The organism is Campylobacter concisus, from assembly GCF_902460705.1.
GTDB lineage: Bacteria > Campylobacterota > Campylobacteria > Campylobacterales > Campylobacteraceae > Campylobacter_A > Campylobacter_A concisus_Z.
The window spans coordinates 86,931-105,387 of the sequence record NZ_CABPUP010000002.1 but is presented as its reverse complement, the minus strand read 5'-3'; the positions used below and the strand labels follow the sequence as shown (position 1 = coordinate 105,387).

Here is an 18,457-nt window from a genome sequence, read left to right as displayed (position 1 = left end):
ATTATTCCTTCATTTCTTATGCAAATAATAGATAATGATAAAATCGTGGTCAAAAATATCTTAAGAAATATGCTAAATTTGCATATACAAATCATCATCAGATACCGATAAAAACGCGCTAAAAAGCGTTTAAGTTTTTGCTTGATTTAAGCAATAATTCATTACAATCAAATCTTAAATTTAGATTTTCAAGCTATCATTTCGCAAAAATTAAGGAAAATCATGCAACCTATTTTTACGACGCAAATCATCAAATTTAAAGGCGCGCAAAAAAGCGTCGTTGATGATGTTTTGGTGCGCGAGATCAAGCTTGAGATCTACATAAACAGCAAGCGTTTCGGCGCGCTCATGGCGACTCCGACCGATCAGGAGGCACTAGCTGCAGGCTATCTCATCAGCGAAAATTTGATCGCAAGCCCTGAGGATATCGAGAGTATAGAGCTTTCAAGCGACGCTTTAAGCGTGCGGGTAAAGGCTAAAATCAACGAAAAGCGCCTCGAGCAGTTTGACGAGGAAAAGGTGATAATCAGCGGCTGCGGGCGCAGCTCGACGGCAAATATCGACCCGGGGGCTATGGCGGCGCGCTCCGTAAAGGCCGACGTCAAATTTAACAAAGACGAAATTTTGCGCCAGATGGGGCAGTTTTACACGCAGTGCGAGCTTTACGAGATGACGGGCTGCGTGCATACGGCTAAGCTTTTCGTGAACGGAGAGCAGTTTTACATCGGCGAGGATATCGCTCAGCATAACACCATAGACAAAGCCGTCGGCAAAGCTATACTAGCCGGCGCGCAGCTGCAAAATTCGTTTTTGATGGTGAGCGGCAGGCTCAGCTCCGAAATGGTCGCAAAAGCCGTCATGCACGGCATCCCAGTGCTCGTCTCGCGTACGGCTCCGACTAGTCTTGGTGTCGTGATAGCGCGTAAATTTAACCTAACGCTGTGCGGCTTTGCTCGCGGCGAAAACATAAACGTGTATAGCGGCGCAGAGAGAATCTATGAGTGAGCAAATCCGCGAACTGATAACAAAACTGTTAAATCCAAAGGGCAGGCTAGACTGCGGCGCGGCGTTTAAGATCGCCGCAAAGCTAGGCGTAGAGATCGGCGAGGTTAGCGACGAGGCTGAAAAAATGGGCGTAAAGATCGACAACTGCGAGCTGGGGCAGTTTGGCGGGCTGGAAAACGGACGCGGCAAATACACCGTGATGACGCAGCTAAAACAGATGACCGACGAAAAGGGCAGAATACTGTGCAAAGACGCTAGAGACGCAGCTGCGGACGTGGGGCTAAAGACGATCCGCTCGACGCTAAAAGACTATAAAATCGACGTAAAATACTGCCAGTTGGGGTGTTTTAAGGAGAAGAAAGGAAAAAAGATGAGAGTAAAAACCAAAACCTGGATAGAAAACGACGAGGGCGAGCTTATCTTCGGCAAAGGTAAAACCGAAGTCCTAGACGTCATCGCTGAGGTCGGCTCGATCTCAAAGGCTGCCGAAATCCTAGGCATGAACTATAAAAAATGCTGGACTCATCTGCAAATTTTGCAAAAAAATCTAAAAGAGGAGCTCTTTACCACCAAGCAAGGCGGCGGCGAAAACGCAGGCACGACGCTAAACGAGCGCGCGCATGAGCTCATAAACGCCTATAGGCAGCTTCAAAACGACATCGAGGATTTTGCGGATAAGCGCTTTAAGGAGTTGTTTTTGAAAAAAGACGGCGAGAAAAATGACGCAGCTAAAGACGACAAAAAAGATAAAAATAAATAAAACCACATCAAATTTAAGGGAGAAAAAATGTACGTAAAACTAAACGATAGGGTCTATCTAAACAAAGATAAGATCACCAGAGTAAAGGTAGATAGCGTCCAAGACGGTATCAGGATCCGCTTCTATGAGGGGCAAAATCAAGTCGCTAAAAGCGGACGCTTTGAAACCGAAGCAAAAGCTATCGAGTGGCTAGAGAAAAATTTTATAAACAAATAATAAAATGGTCGTGAGCCTCTGTGGCTCACGCTTCTGTGCTTTATCAAGTTAAATTTGCCGCTTTGCGGTTAAATTTAGCTTGCTCAAATTTAACCTCCAAATTTACTAAATCATTTCCACCGCAAAAGCCCCAAATTTGCGAAAATTTACTATAATTACCGTATCAAATTTAAAGAGTAAAAAATGGCAAATTTAGACGAAATAAGAAAAAATATCATCCTAAAGCCGGGCGTGCACTATTTTGATTTCGCGGCTTCGGGGCTTGCTTATGAGCCCGTAGAGCGCGAGATAGCGGAGGCGCTCAAAACCTACGCCAACACACACTCCGACAGTAGTTCGAGTGCGATCATCACGCAGAGGCGCTACGAGGGCGCGCGCGAGAGCCTAAAAAAGCTGCTAGGTCTTGACGAGCGGTTTTATCTCATCGCTTGCGGGCAGGGCGCGACGGCCGCGATCAAGAAATTTCAGGAGCTGCTTGGCATCTATCTACCGCCTGCGACCAGAAGCGCGATCGGCGAGGCAAATTTACGCGCTGTGCAGCTTCCGCTCGTGCTCGTTTCGCCCTACGAACACCACTCAAACGAACTTAGCTTTCGCGAGGGGCTTTGCGACTACATGCGCGTGCCGCTTAGCGAGGGCGGCGAGATCGATCTGCTCGCACTTGAGCGCATCCTGAAGCTAAATGCCGGACGCCGCATCATCGGCTCGTTTAGCGCCGCCTCAAACGTCACGGGCGTCATTAGCGACTATAAAAAGATCAGCGAGCTAATCAGAGCTGCGGGCGGCATCGTCGCTTTTGACTGCGCGGCGCTGAGCTCTCACGCAAATTTAGACTACGACTACTTTGACGCGATTTTTCTCTCGCCGCATAAGTTACTTGGCGGACCTGCTAGCTGCGGGCTTTTGGTGATTAAAAAAGAGCTGCTCAGTAGCGACGTGCCGACATTTGCCGCGGGCGGGACGGTCGCCTACGCCAGCCGTGAAGGGCACGTATTTTTGAAAAACCCCGAGCAGCTAGAAGAAGGCGGTACGCCGCCTATTATCGGGCTTATGCGGGCAAATTTGGCTTACGCGCTGCGAAACGAAGTCGGTTTTGATAGGATAAAAAGCGCCGAGGACGAGCTAGCACGGCTTTTTGAGAGCGAGCTAACGGGCATTGACGAGGTCATAAACTACGCTCCAAAAGGCGCGCCGCGGCTACCGATAATTTCGTTTAACGTGCGCGGCGTCTCGGCGTATGATTTCGCCGCGAGCCTTAGCAACGACTTTGGTATCCAGACGCGCGCGGGCGTGATGTGCGCGGGGCCGTACGCTCACGATCTGCTGGGTATCAAGGAGGGTCGCATGCCAGAAAGTAAGCCCGGCTTCGTGCGCGTGAGCCTGCACTACACGCACACCGAGCGCGACGTGCGCTATCTAGTTGGCGCGATAAAATCCTGCATCAAAAAACACCGCGAGCTTTGGGGCGAGGAAAAGGCGATGTATGAGATGTTCGGCGGGAAGATTTTCTAAGCAAAAAAATAAAATTTAATATATAAAAATTGGAATTTATACAAATTATATAAACTATTTGGAGTATAAAATGAAGATTCAAATACTAACTAAACGCACTTGCTTTTTGAGAGATGAAAGTTTTTGTATAAGCAAAATAAGCGAGCCGAGAAGTTTTGATGAATTTGACTTTAATATAATAGATTTTAATGATGGTAAGCTCTGGAAATCTGATAAAAGGAAAAGTATATGTTTGGACATTAAAGGATTTGCTAGCTTATTATCAGAAATACTTAAGGAAACTAAAAAAAGTAATACTTTGATAATAATGCCACAAAATATAACAACAGAAGAAATTGGTGGTGATGGCTGGACAATAAGTATTTCCAATGTAAAAATATCTAGTATAATCCAATATTTTCCGGATTCTTTATCGCCAATGATACGTAATTTTCCAACTATCAGATATGAAAGAAGTGTAACTAAAATAGATGATTACACATTCTTATCTGATTTTGTTTTTGATGAGTCTATACACAGATCGTTAAAAAAATCAAACGGCGGAAAAAATGTTATATTGGAGATTAATGGCGTATATATAACAACACTAGACATAAAAGACAATAATGCGGCTCGCGCGGTTCTTTATTTTATATTGTCTAAATATCAGAAGTCTGTAGCTCCGGAATGGATAAACAATATAGAGCATTTTAGTAATATAAGTTATTTGAATGAAAAAGATGAAATATTAAAACAACTTGATGTATTAGAAAAAGAAATATCTAAAAATAATAGATTTAAATCAATCCTATATTCAACAGGAGATGAGCTGGTTGGTGTAGTGAAGGAAATTTTAGTAGATATTTTTAAACTAACAGACAGCCATTTTATAGATGTAAAAAAAGAAGATTTTAGATTCGAATGTGGAAATATGAACTTTATAGTAGAAATAAAAGGGATAAACACAAACGTTAAAAATAGCAATATAGCACAATGCAAGAAACATGTAACTGATTTTTTAATAGCCGAAGATAATACTATGTCTCCTGATAACGTAAAGGGACTACTGATAATTAATCCTCAACGCGACATAGATCCTAGCAAAAGGGAGCCGATACATGCCAATCAAATAAGCTATGCAAAAAGTGAAGGTATATTAATAATAACGACTTTAGAATTACTAAAATTATATCAAGCATATACTAAAGACGAGGTGGTTAGTAATAAGTGTTTTGAAATATTTAAAAATAACGTCGGTGAGTTTAAATTTGAAGAAGAGGTAAAATAGATTTTGATTTATAAAAAGGGCGCAAAGCGCGCCCGAATTTACGCGAGTAGAGTCAAATTTGACCTAAACGCGCGAAAATTAGTTTTTGCGACTGTTTGCGTCAGGCGTGAAAAGCGGCTTATCTAGCAGCTTAAAGTCACCTATAAATTTCTGACCCTCTTCGCTTGTAGCCCATTTTATAAATTTCTCTGCATTTTCGATGTCGGCCTTAGCGCAGTGCTTCGGATTTACCGCGATTAGCGAGTAGAAGTTCTTTAGGTCGTTGTCGCCCTCGTTGATGATGACCATCTCAGGCGCGCCTTTTTTGGTGTCCTCGTACTTGATGTAGGTGCCGCGGTCAGTGAACGTCACGCCCTTTTGCTCGGCTGCAGCGTTGATGGTAGCTAGCATGCCTTGGCCGGTTTGCATATACCAGCCGTCTTTTTCAGGCACTTCGCCGATGATTTTTTTCCAGATACCTTTTTCTTTGTTGTCAGTGCCTGATTTATCGCCGCGAGAGAAAAATTTGATATTCTCTTTTTTGATCAGCTCAAAGCTCTCTTTTATGTCTTTGCCTTTAAATTTATCGGCGATAGATTTATCGGCGATAACGACGAAATCATTGTACATTACGGCTTTTCTCTCGACGCCAAAGCCTTTTTCTACGAATTCTTTCTCAACTTTTGGCGAATGCACGAAAAGTATGTCCGCATCGCAGTTTTCGCCAAGTTTTAAAGCAGCGCCCGTGCCTACGGCAGTCCATTTGATATCGACGCCGGTTTTTGCCTTATACGCAGGGTAGATCGCGTCTAGTAGCCCCGTGTTATCGGTGCTGGTGGTGGTAGCCATGATGAGTTCGCTATCGCCCGCAAACGCCAAAACGCTCGCGATTAGCGAGCCTAATATTACTTTTTTCATTTTTCTCCTTTTTTAAAAGTATGCTATTATAGCATATTAAATTAACCATATAAACATACGGAGAAATAATATTTGGACTTTCTACTAAACGGATTCTTAGAGGCCTTTAGGCTGCTTTTTAGCGGCGATGAGGAAACGTATTCGGCGATCAGAGCGACGCTTTACACTTCGAGCGTTTCGATATTTTTTGCGATTTTAGTCGGTTTTCCGCTAGGCTTTACGCTGGGATTTTACGATTTTAAAGGGCGCAGGATTTTGAGACTGCTCAGCGATACGGCGCTTGCGATGCCCACCGTTGCGATCGGACTTATTTTGTATGCATTTATCACGCGAAACGGCCCGTTTGGCGAGTTTGGGCTGCTTTTTACGCTAAAGGCCGTGATGCTGGGGCAGTTTGTACTGGCGCTACCCATCATCGTCTCGCTAAGCGCTAGCGTCGTTGAAAATATGGACAAAAAGCACTATCTAACCATCCTAAATTTACGCCTGAGCGCGCCAAGGCTCGTTGGCTGCGTGCTTTATGAGCTAAGATATGCTTTGATGGTAGTCGTAGCGACGGCGTACGGGCGTATCGTGGCCGAGGTCGGCGTGGCGATGATGATCGGCGGAAATATCAAATATTTTACCCGCACGATCACGACTGCGGTGTCGCTGGAGACGAACAAGGGCGAGTTTGCGATGGGTATAGCGCTAGCTTTGGTGCTTATCTTTATCGCATTTGCGGTAAATTTGGCGATACATGCGCTAAAAAGGCTGGATAGATGAAATTTGATAAATTTAGAAATTTTACGATCGCAAAAAGCTGGCTGGGCCCGTCAAATTTGAGCCCTTTATTTAAATTTAACGGTAAAGGCAAAAAGTGATAAACGTTAGAAATTTACGCCTAAACTACGGCACGAGTGAGATTTTAAACATCCCGCGCCTTGATATCGACGTTAGCAAAATCACCGCGCTAACGGGCAGCAACGGTAGCGGCAAAAGCACGCTGATGCGTGTGATTTCGTTTTTGCAAAAGCCAACTGGCGGCGAGGTGCGGCTGTGGGGAAGCAGCTCGCCTAGTCTAAATTTACTGCGCGACGTTAGCGTTTTGTTGCCAGAGCCCGCGCTTTTAAAACGCTCCGTGAGGGAAAATTTTAAAGCCGTCTTAAAAAGTCGCGGAGTGCTGGGGGAATTTGACGAGCGAGCGAGCGAGGCGTTAAATTTGGTCGGACTTGACGAGAGTTTTTTAAACAAGCGTCACTTTGAGCTTAGCTCCGGACAGACGCAGCGCGTTAGCTTTGCGTTAAATTTGGCGCTTAGATCGCGTCTTTATCTACTCGACGAGCCGACAAATAGTGTGGACGTGGGCACGTCAAAACTGTTTGGCAAGGCGGTGCTTTACATGCGGCAAAGATACGGCTGCGGCTTTGTGATCGCTAGCCACGACGACAAATGGCTAACCGCCATCGCCGAAGAAAACGTCTTTTTGCACAAAGGTCGCGTGTGCGAATTCGAGTACAAAAATATATTCGACGCGCGGGACGGGGTTTTAAAATTTGACGAAAACGCGAGCGTAAATTTGCCGCAAAATTTACGTAACGCCGTAAAGATCGCCGTAAATCCAAGTAAAATAACGCTAAGCAAAACGCTGATAGAAGGCTATCTTGAGGGCATCTTGCACTCGGTTTCGCTCTATCTTGGCAAAGAGCTTTTGGTGAAAATCAAAGTCGGCGACTTTTTGATAAAAACTTTGGTACCTAATTCGCAAAATTTTAACGTCGGCGAGAGGATTTATTTTAAATTTGACGAAGGGGCGTTTTTGGGGCTTGAATGAGCCTCAAATTTTGCAAATTTCGCTCCCGGTTTTAAATTTAGGCTCATTTAACGCCCGTTAAAATAGCCGAGTTAAAAGTAAATATCAAAATGAACGTAAATGCAAGATATATGCGCAAATTTCATATTTCTTTTATCCCCTAAAATTCGCTACAAGCAATATGCAATTAAGGCATATTTAAGCGTATATTAATTTTTTTAATTTATTTTTTTTTAAGTATAAGAAATAAGCCAAAAAGTAGTATAGTTTCACAATCGAGAAAAATCTCAAAAAATAGACAAAAATGATAAAGGAAGGCGATGACTAGCAAGGGAGAATTCGCGGCGGGACGCGGGCTTTACTACTCGCTATTTTCGCGTTTTTTCGTTTTTAGCCAGGACGCCGATAGATTTAGCGGCGTAAACGCGATGCTAGGCCTTGCCTCGGCATACGCTCTAAACGAAGAATCGGCCGCCGCGATAATGCGCATACAGGCAAAATTCGACGAGAAAAATTCGCAAAATTTAGCGGATGAATTCGATGAAATTTTCCACGCTCTGCCAAGTCCGCTTAGAAACTCGCTGTCCTACTACGACGAGGGCTACGAGGTCGGACACGCCTGCGCAAAAGTGCGTAAAATTTTAGCCCGCACAGACATTAGGCGCGACGAGGCTAAATTTAAAGAAAACGAAGATAACGTGGGCTTTGTATTTGCGCTGATGAGTGAATTTATCGCGCGAGAGAGCGAGCTGGAGCTATACGGCGAGCTTGAGGAGCAGCTTTTTAAAGAGGTCATAAATCCAAACATCGATGAGTTTATAGAGAGTCTTTTTAATCACGAAAGCAGCGAAATTTACAAGGACGTCGCAGTGCTACTGCAAGGATTTATCGAGTTTGAGCGCGTAGTTTTGAGCGCGCCGCGTCCTATAAATCACGGCGAAAATAAAAAGACGTTGGACGGAATTTCAAGATCTGAGGCTATAAGAAGACAAAAAAACCGAGTGAGAAAACTAAAAGCTATGGAGGAAGAAAATGCAAAAAAATAGGCGAGAATTTTTAAAAAAGGCGGGGCTAGTCGGAGCTGTAGCGGCTACGGCCGGAGTAGCGACGGCAGCGGCGTCAAACCTAAAATACGGTAAAAGCAAAAAGACAGAGGTGCTTTATAAAAGAAGCAAAAACTGGGATCTATACTACGAACAAGCAAAATAATAAAAATTTAAGAAAGGATAAATATGTCTGAGGCAAATTTACGTCTTATGCCCCACTCAAACGCAGTCGGGCGAAGATCGTTTTTAAAAATGGCCGCGCTAGCGGGCGTAGCGGGCGGCATGAGCGGACTGGCCGCTAGCGGCGTAACCAGAAGCGCGACTCAAGAAGAGATGGCAAATCCGTTTCCAAACTCTAAAATCGTAAAAACCGTTTGTACGGTTTGCTCCGTTGGATGCGGAGTGCGCGCCGAGGTAGAAAACGGAGTTTGGGTACGCCAAGAAGTAGCCCAAGATCACCCGGTAAGCGCTGGCGGCCACTGCTGTAAGGGCAGCGACGTCATCGATATGGTGCGCTCTCACTGCCGCGTAAAATACCCGATGAAAAAAGTAGGCGGCAAATGGAAACGCATCAGCTACAAAGAGGCTCTCGACGAGATCGGCGCCAAACTAAAAGCTTATCGCGAGAAAAACCCTGAACAAGTGATGTTTCTAGGCTCTGCAAAAGATTGCAACGAACAAAGCTATTATATAAGCAAATTCGTAGCGATGTTCGGGACTAATAATCTAGATCACCAAGCACGTCTTTGACACAGCTCTACAGTCGCCGGTGTGGCGAATACTTGGGGTTACGGAGCTATGACCAATCATCTTGGAGATATCCAAAACGCGAAGTCTATCTTTATAGTAGGCGCAAATCCGGCGGTAAATCACCCGGTCGGCTTTAGACATTTTCTAAAAGCGAAGGAAAATAACGGCGCAAAGCTAATCGTGGTCGATCCAAGATACACGAGAACTGCGGCTAAGGCTGATTATTTTGCTCAAATTCGCACCGGCACGGATATACCTTTTATGTACGGCATGATGAATATCATCTTTCAAAACGGCTGGGAAGATAAGGAATTTATAAACGACCGCGTCTACGGTATGGATCTGATCCGCGAAGAGGCTGCCAAATGGACGCCTGAAGTCGTGGCCGATGTTTGCGGGATCAAAAAAGAGACGCTTCTTGAGATAACCGAAGTTTATGCCAAAAATCGCCCAGGATCGGTCGTTTGGGCGATGGGTCTAACTCAGCACACCATAGGCAGCTCAAACACTCGTATCGCTCCGATCCTACAACTAGTGCTAGGAAATATGGGCGTATCGGGCGGCGGCTGTAATATTCTGCGCGGCCACGACAACGTTCAAGGCGCGACGGATATGGCGAATTTGCCGACCGAGCTACCCGGGTACTATCCAAAAAACGAAGCCAACTGGAAATACTTCGCTAAGATGTGGAAGGTCGATTTTGAATGGCTCCAAAAGAATTTCGTTAAGCCTGAAATGATGTTTAAACCCGGATTTACGCTATCAAAATGGTGGGCGGGCGTGCTTGACGGTAAAAACGGTAACGAAGCCGTAGATAATGCCGGCGACAGTATAAAAGCCTTAGTGGTAATCGGCAACGGTATCACATCAACCGCGCAACAAGTAAAAGTAAAAGAAGGCCTAGACGCGCTTGAACTTTTGGTTCTAGTAGATCCTTTCGTAAACGATGCCGGCGTGATAACTGACAAAAAAGACGACGTCTACATACTGCCTGCGGCGACGCAGTTTGAAACCAGCGGTACGGTTGTAGCGACAAACCGCAGCGGCCAGTGGAGAAGCCAGGTCGTAGAGCCTTTGTTTGAGAGTATGCCGGATCACGAAATTTTGTTTGAGCTTGCCAAAAGGCTAGGCTACTATGACGAGCTAACACGCACGATCAGAGACGCCGAAGGTAAGATCGAGTGGCCTGAGGTCGCTACGCGCGAGATCGCAAATATAATAAAAACTATCGGTATGACGGGTTGGACTCCGGAAAGGCTCAAAAAGCACCAAGAAAACTGGGATAAATTTGACGAAAAAACAAGTCTAGGAAAACCGGGCACCGTAGTCGAAGGCGAATACTACGGCTTGCCGTGGCCGTGCTGGACGGAGGATCATCCGGGCAGCCCAATACTTTACGATATAAACAAGTCCGTTAAGCAAGGCGGTATGGGTTTTAGAAACCGCTTCGGCTTAGAGCATAACGGAGTTAGCCAATTAGCCGCAGACGGTAGCGCGCCCGTAGATTCGTTTGTTAAGGGCGGATATCCGGAGATTAAAAAAGATAACATCGAAAAAGTGCTAGGCATCACGCTAACCGAGGATGAAAAGGCTAAAATAGGCGGTAGCTGGATACATGACGATAGTAATATCATCGCTAAAAAATGCATGGAGAAAAACATCGCTCCGTACGGTAACGCGCGAGCTAGGACGATCGTTTGGACTTTTGCGGATCAAATTCCTCTTCACAGAGAGCCGCTGCATACGCCTAGATTCGATCTAGCGCAGAAGTATCCGAGCTTTGAGGATAAGAAACTTCAAAACCGCGTCGATACGAAATTTAAATCCGTCCAGCTAGCAAAGGACTACTCAAAAGAGTTTCCTATTATCCTCACGACGGCTCGCCTCGTAAATTTTAGCGGCGCGGGCATGGAGACTAGAGCTAGTATGTATCTAAGCCGCTTGACGCCTGAGATGTTTGCGGATATCCACCCTGAACTTGCGGCTAAACACGGCATTAAAAACTGGGATTTCATCTGGGTTCATTCGCCTGAAGGTACTAAGGTTAAGGTGCGCGCCAGAGTAGTACCGTCCGTTAAACCCGACACCATCTTTATGCCGTTTCATTATGCGGGTTATATGCAAGGCGCCGATATGACGGGTAATTTCCCTGACGGCACGAAGCCTTATGCGGTAGGCGAGAGCGCAAATACCGTCACTAACTACGGATATGATATAAACACTCAGATCCCTGAAACCAAAAGCGGTCTATGCCGCATAGAAAAGGCGTAAAATGAGCGAATTTAACGATAATAATAGACTTAAATTTTACTGCGACGACGATAGATGTATCGACTGTAACGGCTGTGCGGTAGCTTGCGATGAGGCTCACGAGCTGCCTCTTGGTATCCGCCGCCGCCGCGTCATCACGCTAAACGAAGGCGTACCCGGCAAGGAAATATCGACATCGATAGCTTGCATGCACTGCGAGGATGCGCCGTGCTCGCTGGTTTGCCCGGTCGATTGTTTTTATATCAGAGCCGACGGCGTAGTACTACACGACAAAGATATCTGCATCGGCTGCGGATACTGCCTATACGCGTGTCCGTTCGGCGCACCACAATTCCCTAAAGATGGTGTATTTGGCGCAAGAGGCGTTATGGATAAATGTACGATGTGTGCAGGTGGTCCAGAGCCTACAAATAGCGAGCTAGAGCGTGAAGAGTATGGCCAAAACAGAATTTCCGAAGGTAAAGTACCAGTTTGTGCGGCTATGTGCTCGACAAAGGCGCTGCTAGTAGGAGAATCTACAATGATAGAGAAAATCTACGGTGATAGGGTCAAGGCACGCGGCTACGGCTTTAAAGACCTAAAGCAAACTCCGACCTGGAAGCTCGCCTACTATGCTGGCGATAGGCTTAAGATAAAATCTTAAAATTTAGCTCGCTCTCACCGAGATTGCGGGAGCGAGTAATCTCATCAAATTTGACGCGGTTTGGCTGCGTCAAATTTAACTCGCGCTTCTTTAGCTTCACTAAATTTTACATAGATAGTTCGTCAAATTTGACTCACACTTCTTTAGCTTTATTAAATTTTTACGCGATATTTCGTCAAATTTGAATGCTAGTAAATTTAAAATAAAAATGGATAAATTTAAGTAGAAAGGGCGGTCTCCCGCCCTAAATTTACGCTCTAACAGGCGACAAATACGGATTTGCCGAGTGCATCGACATCTCGTTTTGCTCTCTAAATTTGATAAACTCATCTTCGCTTAGACGTCTGATATTTGCTATCGTCATCTTTAGTGGCGTGATACCTGAGAGCGGATCGGGATCGCCGGCGTTTGCTAGCTCGTTGCCGTCGGCTTCGCTGTAGTGGAAGGTCGTAAATATCGTGCCTTCTTTTAGATCCGGATTTATGCGAAGTTTTGCCGCGATCTGGCCGCGTTTGTTTTGTACGAGCGCATAGCAGCCCTCCTCTAGCTCCCTCTCGCGAGCGATATCGGGACTCACCTCTATGAGCGCGCCCTCTACGCCGGCACCGTACTCTAGTGCAGGGCACTCTCTCGTCATCGTGCCTGTGTGGTAGTGATAGACCTTGCGTCCGGTCGTAAATAGGCACGGATAGACCTCGTCGGGCACTTCGCTAAGCGCGCCGCTACCGACCGGATAGCCGTCCGGGATATTCATCTTGGCTCTAAATTCGGCCTCGGCCTTTGCGCGCTCACCTTTATCGTCTAGGTATAGCACCGGCGCGAAGCGGAATTTGCCGCCAGGCAGCATGGACTTGTGATCGGAGTATAGCACCGGCGTACCAGGGTGTTCCTCATCCGGGCACGGCCAGCTGATACCGCCTAGCTTGCCTAGCCTATAGTAGCTGATACCGCCGAAAAATTTAGGCATAAGCTCCCTTAGCTCGTTCCAAATTTGCTCAGGGCTCGCAAAGTCAAATCCCTCTAGCCCCATGCGGTTTGCGATGTTGCAAACAACCTTCCAGTCAGGCTCCACGCCGCTAACGGGTTCGCTAGCCTTGCGCGTGCGTTGGACGCGGCGAGAGGTGTTGATAAAGGTGCCGTCCTTTTCGCCCCAGCCTGCGGCAGGTAGCACCACGTCGGCCTTGTGCGCGCTCTCGGTAAAGAAAAGATCCTGCACTATAAAGCAGTCTAGATGGTGCACGGCGTGGACGAAGTGCTCGGTCCAAGGATCGCTCATTACGGGGTTTTCGCCGTAGACGTAGAGGACTTTTAGCTCGCCGCTATCCATTTTATCCGGTGCTTGCGTTAGCTTAAAGCCCGGAACCGGATTTAGCTCAAAGTGCCATACTTTGCGCGCTTGCTCCTGTGCGTAAGGGCTATTTACCGCGCCGGCCGGGATGACGTTAGGCAGCGCGCCCATGTCGCATGCGCCTTGGACGTTGTTTTGACCGCGCAAAGGATTTACGCCCGCACCCTTTTTGCCTAAATTTCCCGTTAAAACGGCTAAATTTGATAGCGAAAAGACGTTTGACGTACCGTCGCTAAACTGCGTGATACCCATCGTGTAGCAAATCGCCGCCGCGCCTGCTTTAGCATACATTCTAGCTGCCTCTATGATGAGCTCTTTTTTTATACCGGTTTCTCGCTCGAAACGCTCAGGCGTAAAGTCCTTAACCGCTTCTTTTAGATATTCAAATCCTTCGGAGTACTTCTCGATAAACTCGCTATCTTGCAAATTTTCGGCGATGATTACGTGCATCATCGTATTTAGCGTTTTGATATTCGCTCCGATCGGGATTTGCAAGAAAATATCGGCTTTTTTGGCCATATCGGTGCGCTTTGGATCTACGACGATCATCTTTGCGCCTCGCTGAAGGCCGCGCTGCATCTGCATAGCGATGATCGGGTGACACTCGCTTGTGTTGGTACCGATCAGTAAAAATACGTCCGTATCGGTCGCAAATTCGACCAAGTCGTTCGTCATCGTTCCGTTTCCTAGCGTGCTGGCAAGACCTGCCACTGTAGGAGCGTGTCAAAGACGAGCACAGTGATCGACGTTGTTGCTGCCCTGAGCGCGGAAAAATTTCTGGAAGACGTAGTTGTCTTCGTTATTTGAGCGCGCGGAGCTAAAGCCCATGATCGAGCTTGGGCCGTATTTTTCGACGGTGGATTTAAATTTATCCGCAAGGAAATCATAAACCTCCTCAAAACTCACTTCTTCAAGCTCGCCGTGTTTGTCGTAGACGCCGTTTAGCTTTCTCATCATCGGTCGGCTTAAGCGTTTAGGAGAGTTTACGAACTCCCATCCGAACATTCCTTTTAAGCAAAGCTCGCCGTCGTTTACGTGGTGGTCTTTGCTGGGTTTGGCGTCTACGATTCTACCGTTTCGCACGATAAGATCGATGCCGCAGCCCGTACCGCAATATGGACAGGTGGTCTTTACGATCTCTTCCATTTTTGCTCCTTTCTAGTATTACTGAAAATTATGAGATTATTATACAACTGCAAATATAAATTTAGTTTTAAAATTAGTATATTTTTTTAAGAATTATTTAAGTAATATGTAAATTTAGAATATTCCTTTTTTAGCTAAATTTGCCTTTAAAATAGTATTTTGAAAGCAAAAATCACATATTAGTCATTTTGATAAAATTTGTCCTACCGGTACCCACTCTATAACAATCTATTAAAGATTTCTTGCTGCCGATAACTTGCTTATATCTCCATCCCATCCCTACTGTATGCTTTGCCTTTTATCTCATTTTTTATCTCTGTAGGCTCATCATCCAGCAGCTTACTAAAATTCGGTATTAAATTGCTTATTTTTGAGATAAAATTAATAACCTTCGTTTTAAAGTTTTCTAATATAGTTAACTTATCCTGTAAATTTTCTATCGTTTCGTCTTTGTTTTTTACTTCTCCTTCCAGCTCGGATATTCTTTGATCTTTGCCATTTATAGAAGTTTGTAGTTTAACAATTTGTAGTCGTTTACTATCATTGTCTTCCTTTAAGGTATTCTCGTTACTTAGCGACGCCTCCAGCTCTTCGTTTCTTTGTTTCAAAGACTGATTTGTTTTTTCTTTGCTTTCTAGATCTGTATTAGCTTCTTCGAGCTTGCTTTGTAGGGCATCGCTTTGGTCGGCTTTTTGTTTTAGTTTATCTATTTGCGCTATATCAGCTTCAATATTTTCTAATCGGCTTTTTAATTTATTGTTTTCATCTTCTTTTTGGATTAGCTCGGCCGAGAGGTTGCTTATTTGCAAATTCCTATCTTTTATAATATTGTCTTGATTGTTTAGGTTCGCGTTAATCTCTTTTAGATTTTTATTTTCTTGGATTAGATTTTCATTGGATTGATCCAGCTCGTTATTTTTTGCAATTATCTCACCCTTGTTTATTAGTTGATTCGTTAGCTCGTAAACCCTTTGTTTTAGTTCTACGTCGGTAACTATACTTATATTATTTTGCATTTGATCTAATACTAAATTCGTAAGACTCGTTATAAAAGTCTTATCGTCCTCGATTTCCAATCTCAAATAGTCTTTGCCGAACATAGACTCTTTCTTTTTTATATACTTTCTTGCTTCATCGACTATGGATTGTCTAATTTTATTTTTAAACTTTTGCTCATTACTATACTCTTTTTCGGTTTTGTGCATTTGTTTTATATTTTTATGCCTCATCTTAGAGCCTAGCTCGCCGCGCAATGCTATGCCCTTAAACGCCGCCCCTCCCATTTCTTGCATACTTCTGCCGAATTTTAGCGTTTCGCCCTTGCCGTTAAACCTAAGATTTTTATGGTTTTCAAATTGGTAATTCGTAAAAATAAGCTGATAATGCTTAGTTTTCTCATCGTTGTGCTCAGCGATTAGCAGGCATTTAACGCCGTATTTAGCGCAATAATCGTTTGCAAATCTTCTAACTCTGTCGAGCGAGACCTGAGCGTTGATAAAATTTACTTCGGTTTTATTTAGCCCTTCTTTGGATTCTTTATTCCGATCGGTGCCGAAACTTATGACTATTTCGGAAAACCCGACCATATTTTCTCGCCAACGATTCTTTACCACCTTGCCGTTTTTATAGATTTTAGTTTGGGCTTCGTAGTCGGCCTTCATTTTTTCGTGGTATTTTTTCAAGAGTGCTTTTATATACTTTCTATCGCTAAATTCCCTATCGCTATTAGGCATCTCTCGCATATTGCCGTTATCGTTATATTCGCTAAGCACTATGTATCTATTATTACGGCTGTTGCCTCTAAGATATCCGATCTTAGAGGCGTGCTTAACCTCTCTAACATTGTGCTCATACCTTATAATAGCCTTTTTGAGCGTCAAGAATTCGCTTCTTACACAAAGAACTAGGCTGTGTCCGCCTATTTGAAGAGCATCACTCATTTTTAGTCCTTTTCTTTATTATCTACTATAGAAATTAAGAGCATGTTTTAACCCTTTTTTGAAAAATATAAGTCGCAATGTCCGTTATCGCAAACGCTATGCGAGAATTCTTTGCATCTCCCATCTTTATATAACGCGGAATATCTCTGCCCTGCGATATACGAAGATCAAGAGTAGATACGCCGATGCCAAGAACCCCTGCGGTTTGCTTTCTGTCTAGAACTACCTTTCCTTTATATTGGCTAGATATGTGCTCAAGAAGCGTTTTGTACTCTACATCGTTATATAGTTCGTTAAGCATCCCATTTTCTCCTTATGCTTATTCTTATATAACTAATTATATGTACTTTTCATTTACTCTTGCTATTTTGAGTAGTTTTTGGATAGTTTTTGAAAAATTTTTAATACCCTATGATTCCTTAGGGTATTTTAGAGTAATTTAGGATAAAAAATGTTTTTTTGTTTTTAAAAACAAAAATAAAGCATCTTAGATTGACTTAGAAAACATGGCGAGAAATTGGAATATTAAAAAATTTCGGGAACAAATAGGGAACAAATTTTATAAAACTAAGAAAACTTAAAGCTCTTGAAACATTGTAAAAATCGGAGTTTTAAAAGGATTTTTGAATATAAATGGCTCCGGATGCTGGGTTCGAACCAGCGACCAAGTGATTAACAGTCACCTACTCTACCGCTGAGCTAATCCGGAACACTTGAAAAGAGCTCGTATTATAGACGAAAAGATATGTTTTGTCAATAAATTTTAGCTTAATTTATAAAAAATTATGCAGAGCCCAATAAATTTTTATAAAAGGCTAAAACTAGCCTTTTATAAATCCACTTGCAATAACCTTATCACCATCATACATAACACAAAGCTGGCCTTGTGCCACACCAAGTGCATTTTGATTTAGTGTTAGTTTTGCTGTTTTATTCTCTTTATCAACCTCAACAAAAGCATCAAGTTTAGGGCTTCTATATCTTATCTTTGTTTCGCAATCAAATTTATCTTTATCTATAAATAAATTTACGTTTTCAAGCTCGACTACTTTTTGAGCCAAGTCGTCTTTTGTTCCTACAACGATCTCGTTTTTATCGGCATTTATCTTTATAACGAAATGTGGCTCATGGGCGCCAAAAACCTCAAAACCACGGCGCTTACCGATAGTATAGTGCATATAACCTTGGTGACGGCCGATTATTTTGCCGTCTTTATCAACTACGTTTCCTGGCAAATTTGTATTGTAATGCTTATTTAAAACTTCGATATAGGTATCTTCCACAAAGCAAATTTCACTACTTTCTGCCTGCGTAGCAAATTCTTCAAGCACTTTTACACTTCTTGCAAGCTCTTTTATATCTTTTTTAAATTTATCCCCAAGCGGGAAAATAACATCTTTTAATATCTCTTTTGGCACTTGAGCTAAAAAGTAGCTTTGATCCTTGCTAGGATCTTTTGCACATGTGATAAATCCATCAATAGCTTGCACATAATGCCCAGTAGCAAGCTTCTCACAGCCATTTGCCTTTGCAAAATCAAGCAACGCACCAAGCTTTATAAATTTATTGCACAAAGCACAAGGATTTGGCGTCTTGCCCTCTTTATAGAGCTTCACAAAAGGATCATAGACAAACTCGTTAAATTTATCCTGCAGATCCAAAATATGCACCTTTATGCCAAGATACTCGCCTACTTTTTTTACTTTTCTGATATTTTCTTCGTGATATCCTGGCTTTTGATGTAGCATCATATAGCAACCTTGCACTTCATGACCAGCTTCTTGCAGAAATTTAGCCGTCATAGTGCTATCTACACCACCGCTCATTGCGACCATTATTTTCATATTTTTTACCTCTTTGAAAT

At 43.8% G+C, this 18,457-nt stretch carries 16 protein-coding genes and 1 tRNA gene; 11 read left to right on the top strand and 6 right to left on the bottom strand.

The genetic code is table 11. The features are described 5' to 3' along the window. Positions 1 to 222: 222 nt before the first annotated feature. The 5 genes from fdhD to F3G75_RS04480 all read left to right on the top strand — a co-directional run bounded on the left by fdhD (position 223) and on the right by F3G75_RS04480 (position 4,760). Positions 223 to 1,005 (top strand): formate dehydrogenase accessory sulfurtransferase FdhD, encoded by a 783-nt coding sequence (gene fdhD / locus F3G75_RS04500; RefSeq protein WP_149716711.1) that lies wholly within the window; start codon positions 223 to 225, stop codon positions 1,003 to 1,005. After that, complete coding sequence (locus tag F3G75_RS04495) at positions 998 to 1,765, top strand: winged helix-turn-helix domain-containing protein (protein ID WP_149716710.1); 768 nt, start codon at positions 998 to 1,000, stop codon at positions 1,763 to 1,765. The genes fdhD and F3G75_RS04495 overlap by 8 nt, the downstream gene beginning before the upstream one ends. 27 nt (positions 1,766 to 1,792) lie before the next feature. Then, positions 1,793 to 1,981 (top strand): hypothetical protein, encoded by a 189-nt coding sequence (locus F3G75_RS04490; RefSeq protein WP_004321084.1) that lies wholly within the window; start codon positions 1,793 to 1,795, stop codon positions 1,979 to 1,981. Positions 1,982 to 2,164: 183 nt separating this feature from the next. After that, entirely contained in the window at positions 2,165 to 3,493 is a 1,329-nt protein-coding gene (locus F3G75_RS04485) for an aminotransferase class V-fold PLP-dependent enzyme (RefSeq protein WP_149716709.1), read from the top strand. Positions 3,494 to 3,563: 70 nt separating this feature from the next. After that, on the top strand, positions 3,564 to 4,760 hold the full coding sequence (locus F3G75_RS04480) for a hypothetical protein (RefSeq protein WP_149716708.1): 1,197 nt from the start codon (positions 3,564 to 3,566) through the stop codon (positions 4,758 to 4,760). Positions 4,761 to 4,838: 78 nt separating this feature from the next. Here F3G75_RS04480 and tupA read toward each other — a convergent pair whose 3' ends face one another. Continuing rightward, positions 4,839 to 5,657: a tungstate ABC transporter substrate-binding protein TupA gene (tupA, locus tag F3G75_RS04475; protein WP_149716707.1), complete on the bottom strand. Its 819-nt coding sequence runs from the start codon at positions 5,655 to 5,657 to the stop codon at positions 4,839 to 4,841. A gap of 72 nt (positions 5,658 to 5,729) precedes the next feature. Between tupA and tupB the strand changes: the two genes are divergently transcribed. From tupB to fdh3B, 6 genes are all read left to right on the top strand, one after another. Continuing rightward, complete coding sequence (gene tupB, locus F3G75_RS04470; RefSeq protein ID WP_087585579.1) at positions 5,730 to 6,422, top strand: tungstate ABC transporter permease TupB; 693 nt, start codon at positions 5,730 to 5,732, stop codon at positions 6,420 to 6,422. 94 nt (positions 6,423 to 6,516) lie between these two features. Then, complete coding sequence (gene tupC, locus F3G75_RS04465) at positions 6,517 to 7,470, top strand: tungstate ABC transporter ATP-binding protein TupC (RefSeq protein WP_149716706.1); 954 nt, start codon at positions 6,517 to 6,519, stop codon at positions 7,468 to 7,470. Positions 7,471 to 7,769: 299 nt separating this feature from the next. Continuing rightward, positions 7,770 to 8,495 carry a TorD/DmsD family molecular chaperone gene (locus tag F3G75_RS04460; protein ID WP_149716705.1) on the top strand — a complete coding sequence of 242 codons (726 nt, stop codon included), beginning with the start codon at positions 7,770 to 7,772 and terminating at the stop codon, positions 8,493 to 8,495. Beyond that, positions 8,482 to 8,658, top strand: a complete 177-nt coding sequence (locus F3G75_RS04455; protein WP_009496297.1) for a twin-arginine translocation signal domain-containing protein — start codon at positions 8,482 to 8,484, stop codon at positions 8,656 to 8,658. Before F3G75_RS04460 ends, F3G75_RS04455 begins: the two co-directional genes overlap by 14 nt. Positions 8,659 to 8,705: 47 nt before the next feature. Then, a complete protein-coding gene (locus F3G75_RS04450; RefSeq protein ID WP_149716780.1) occupies positions 8,706 to 11,516 on the top strand; it encodes a molybdopterin-dependent oxidoreductase in 2,811 nt (936 codons plus the stop codon). A gap of 1 nt (position 11,517) precedes the next feature. Continuing rightward, entirely contained in the window at positions 11,518 to 12,159 is a 642-nt protein-coding gene (gene fdh3B / locus F3G75_RS04445; RefSeq protein ID WP_087584695.1) for a formate dehydrogenase FDH3 subunit beta, read from the top strand. A 250-nt stretch (positions 12,160 to 12,409) separates the two neighbouring features. On the opposite strand, the gene F3G75_RS09590 is transcribed toward fdh3B, so the two are convergent. The 5 genes from F3G75_RS09590 to mnmA all read right to left on the bottom strand — a co-directional run bounded on the left by F3G75_RS09590 (position 12,410) and on the right by mnmA (position 18,437). Beyond that, complete coding sequence (locus tag F3G75_RS09590) at positions 12,410 to 14,653, bottom strand: molybdopterin oxidoreductase family protein (RefSeq protein ID WP_410470370.1); 2,244 nt, start codon at positions 14,651 to 14,653, stop codon at positions 12,410 to 12,412. A gap of 260 nt (positions 14,654 to 14,913) precedes the next feature. Then, positions 14,914 to 16,593 carry a coiled-coil domain-containing protein gene (locus F3G75_RS04430; RefSeq protein ID WP_149716703.1) on the bottom strand — a complete coding sequence of 560 codons (1,680 nt, stop codon included), beginning with the start codon at positions 16,591 to 16,593 and terminating at the stop codon, positions 14,914 to 14,916. A gap of 34 nt (positions 16,594 to 16,627) precedes the next feature. Next, positions 16,628 to 16,894 (bottom strand): helix-turn-helix transcriptional regulator, encoded by a 267-nt coding sequence (locus tag F3G75_RS04425; protein ID WP_084040956.1) that lies wholly within the window; start codon positions 16,892 to 16,894, stop codon positions 16,628 to 16,630. Positions 16,895 to 17,227: 333 nt separating this feature from the next. Next, positions 17,228 to 17,302, bottom strand: a tRNA-Asn gene (locus F3G75_RS04420). 112 nt (positions 17,303 to 17,414) lie between these two features. Beyond that, on the bottom strand, positions 17,415 to 18,437 hold the full coding sequence (gene mnmA, locus F3G75_RS04415) for a tRNA 2-thiouridine(34) synthase MnmA (RefSeq protein ID WP_149716702.1): 1,023 nt from the start codon (positions 18,435 to 18,437) through the stop codon (positions 17,415 to 17,417). Between the last annotated feature and the right edge of the window lie 20 nt (positions 18,438 to 18,457).

Bases quoted from the DNA above. Each gene is read 5' to 3' on its own strand.
- fdhD (WP_149716711.1), top strand. From the start codon at position 223: ATGCAACCTATTTTTACGACGCAAATCATCAAATTTAAAGGCGCGCAA.
- F3G75_RS04495 (WP_149716710.1), top strand. From the start codon at position 998: ATGAGTGAGCAAATCCGCGAACTGATAACAAAACTGTTAAATCCAAAG.
- F3G75_RS04490 (WP_004321084.1), top strand. From the start codon at position 1,793: ATGTACGTAAAACTAAACGATAGGGTCTATCTAAACAAAGATAAGATC.
- F3G75_RS04485 (WP_149716709.1), top strand. From the start codon at position 2,165: ATGGCAAATTTAGACGAAATAAGAAAAAATATCATCCTAAAGCCGGGC.
- F3G75_RS04480 (WP_149716708.1), top strand. From the start codon at position 3,564: ATGAAGATTCAAATACTAACTAAACGCACTTGCTTTTTGAGAGATGAA.
- tupA (WP_149716707.1), bottom strand. From the start codon at position 5,657: ATGAAAAAAGTAATATTAGGCTCGCTAATCGCGAGCGTTTTGGCGTTT.
- F3G75_RS04460 (WP_149716705.1), top strand. From the start codon at position 7,770: ATGACTAGCAAGGGAGAATTCGCGGCGGGACGCGGGCTTTACTACTCG.
- F3G75_RS04455 (WP_009496297.1), top strand. From the start codon at position 8,482: ATGCAAAAAAATAGGCGAGAATTTTTAAAAAAGGCGGGGCTAGTCGGA.
- fdh3B (WP_087584695.1), top strand. From the start codon at position 11,518: ATGAGCGAATTTAACGATAATAATAGACTTAAATTTTACTGCGACGAC.
- F3G75_RS04430 (WP_149716703.1), bottom strand. From the start codon at position 16,593: ATGAGTGATGCTCTTCAAATAGGCGGACACAGCCTAGTTCTTTGTGTA.
- F3G75_RS04425 (WP_084040956.1), bottom strand. From the start codon at position 16,894: ATGCTTAACGAACTATATAACGATGTAGAGTACAAAACGCTTCTTGAG.
- mnmA (WP_149716702.1), bottom strand. From the start codon at position 18,437: ATGAAAATAATGGTCGCAATGAGCGGTGGTGTAGATAGCACTATGACG.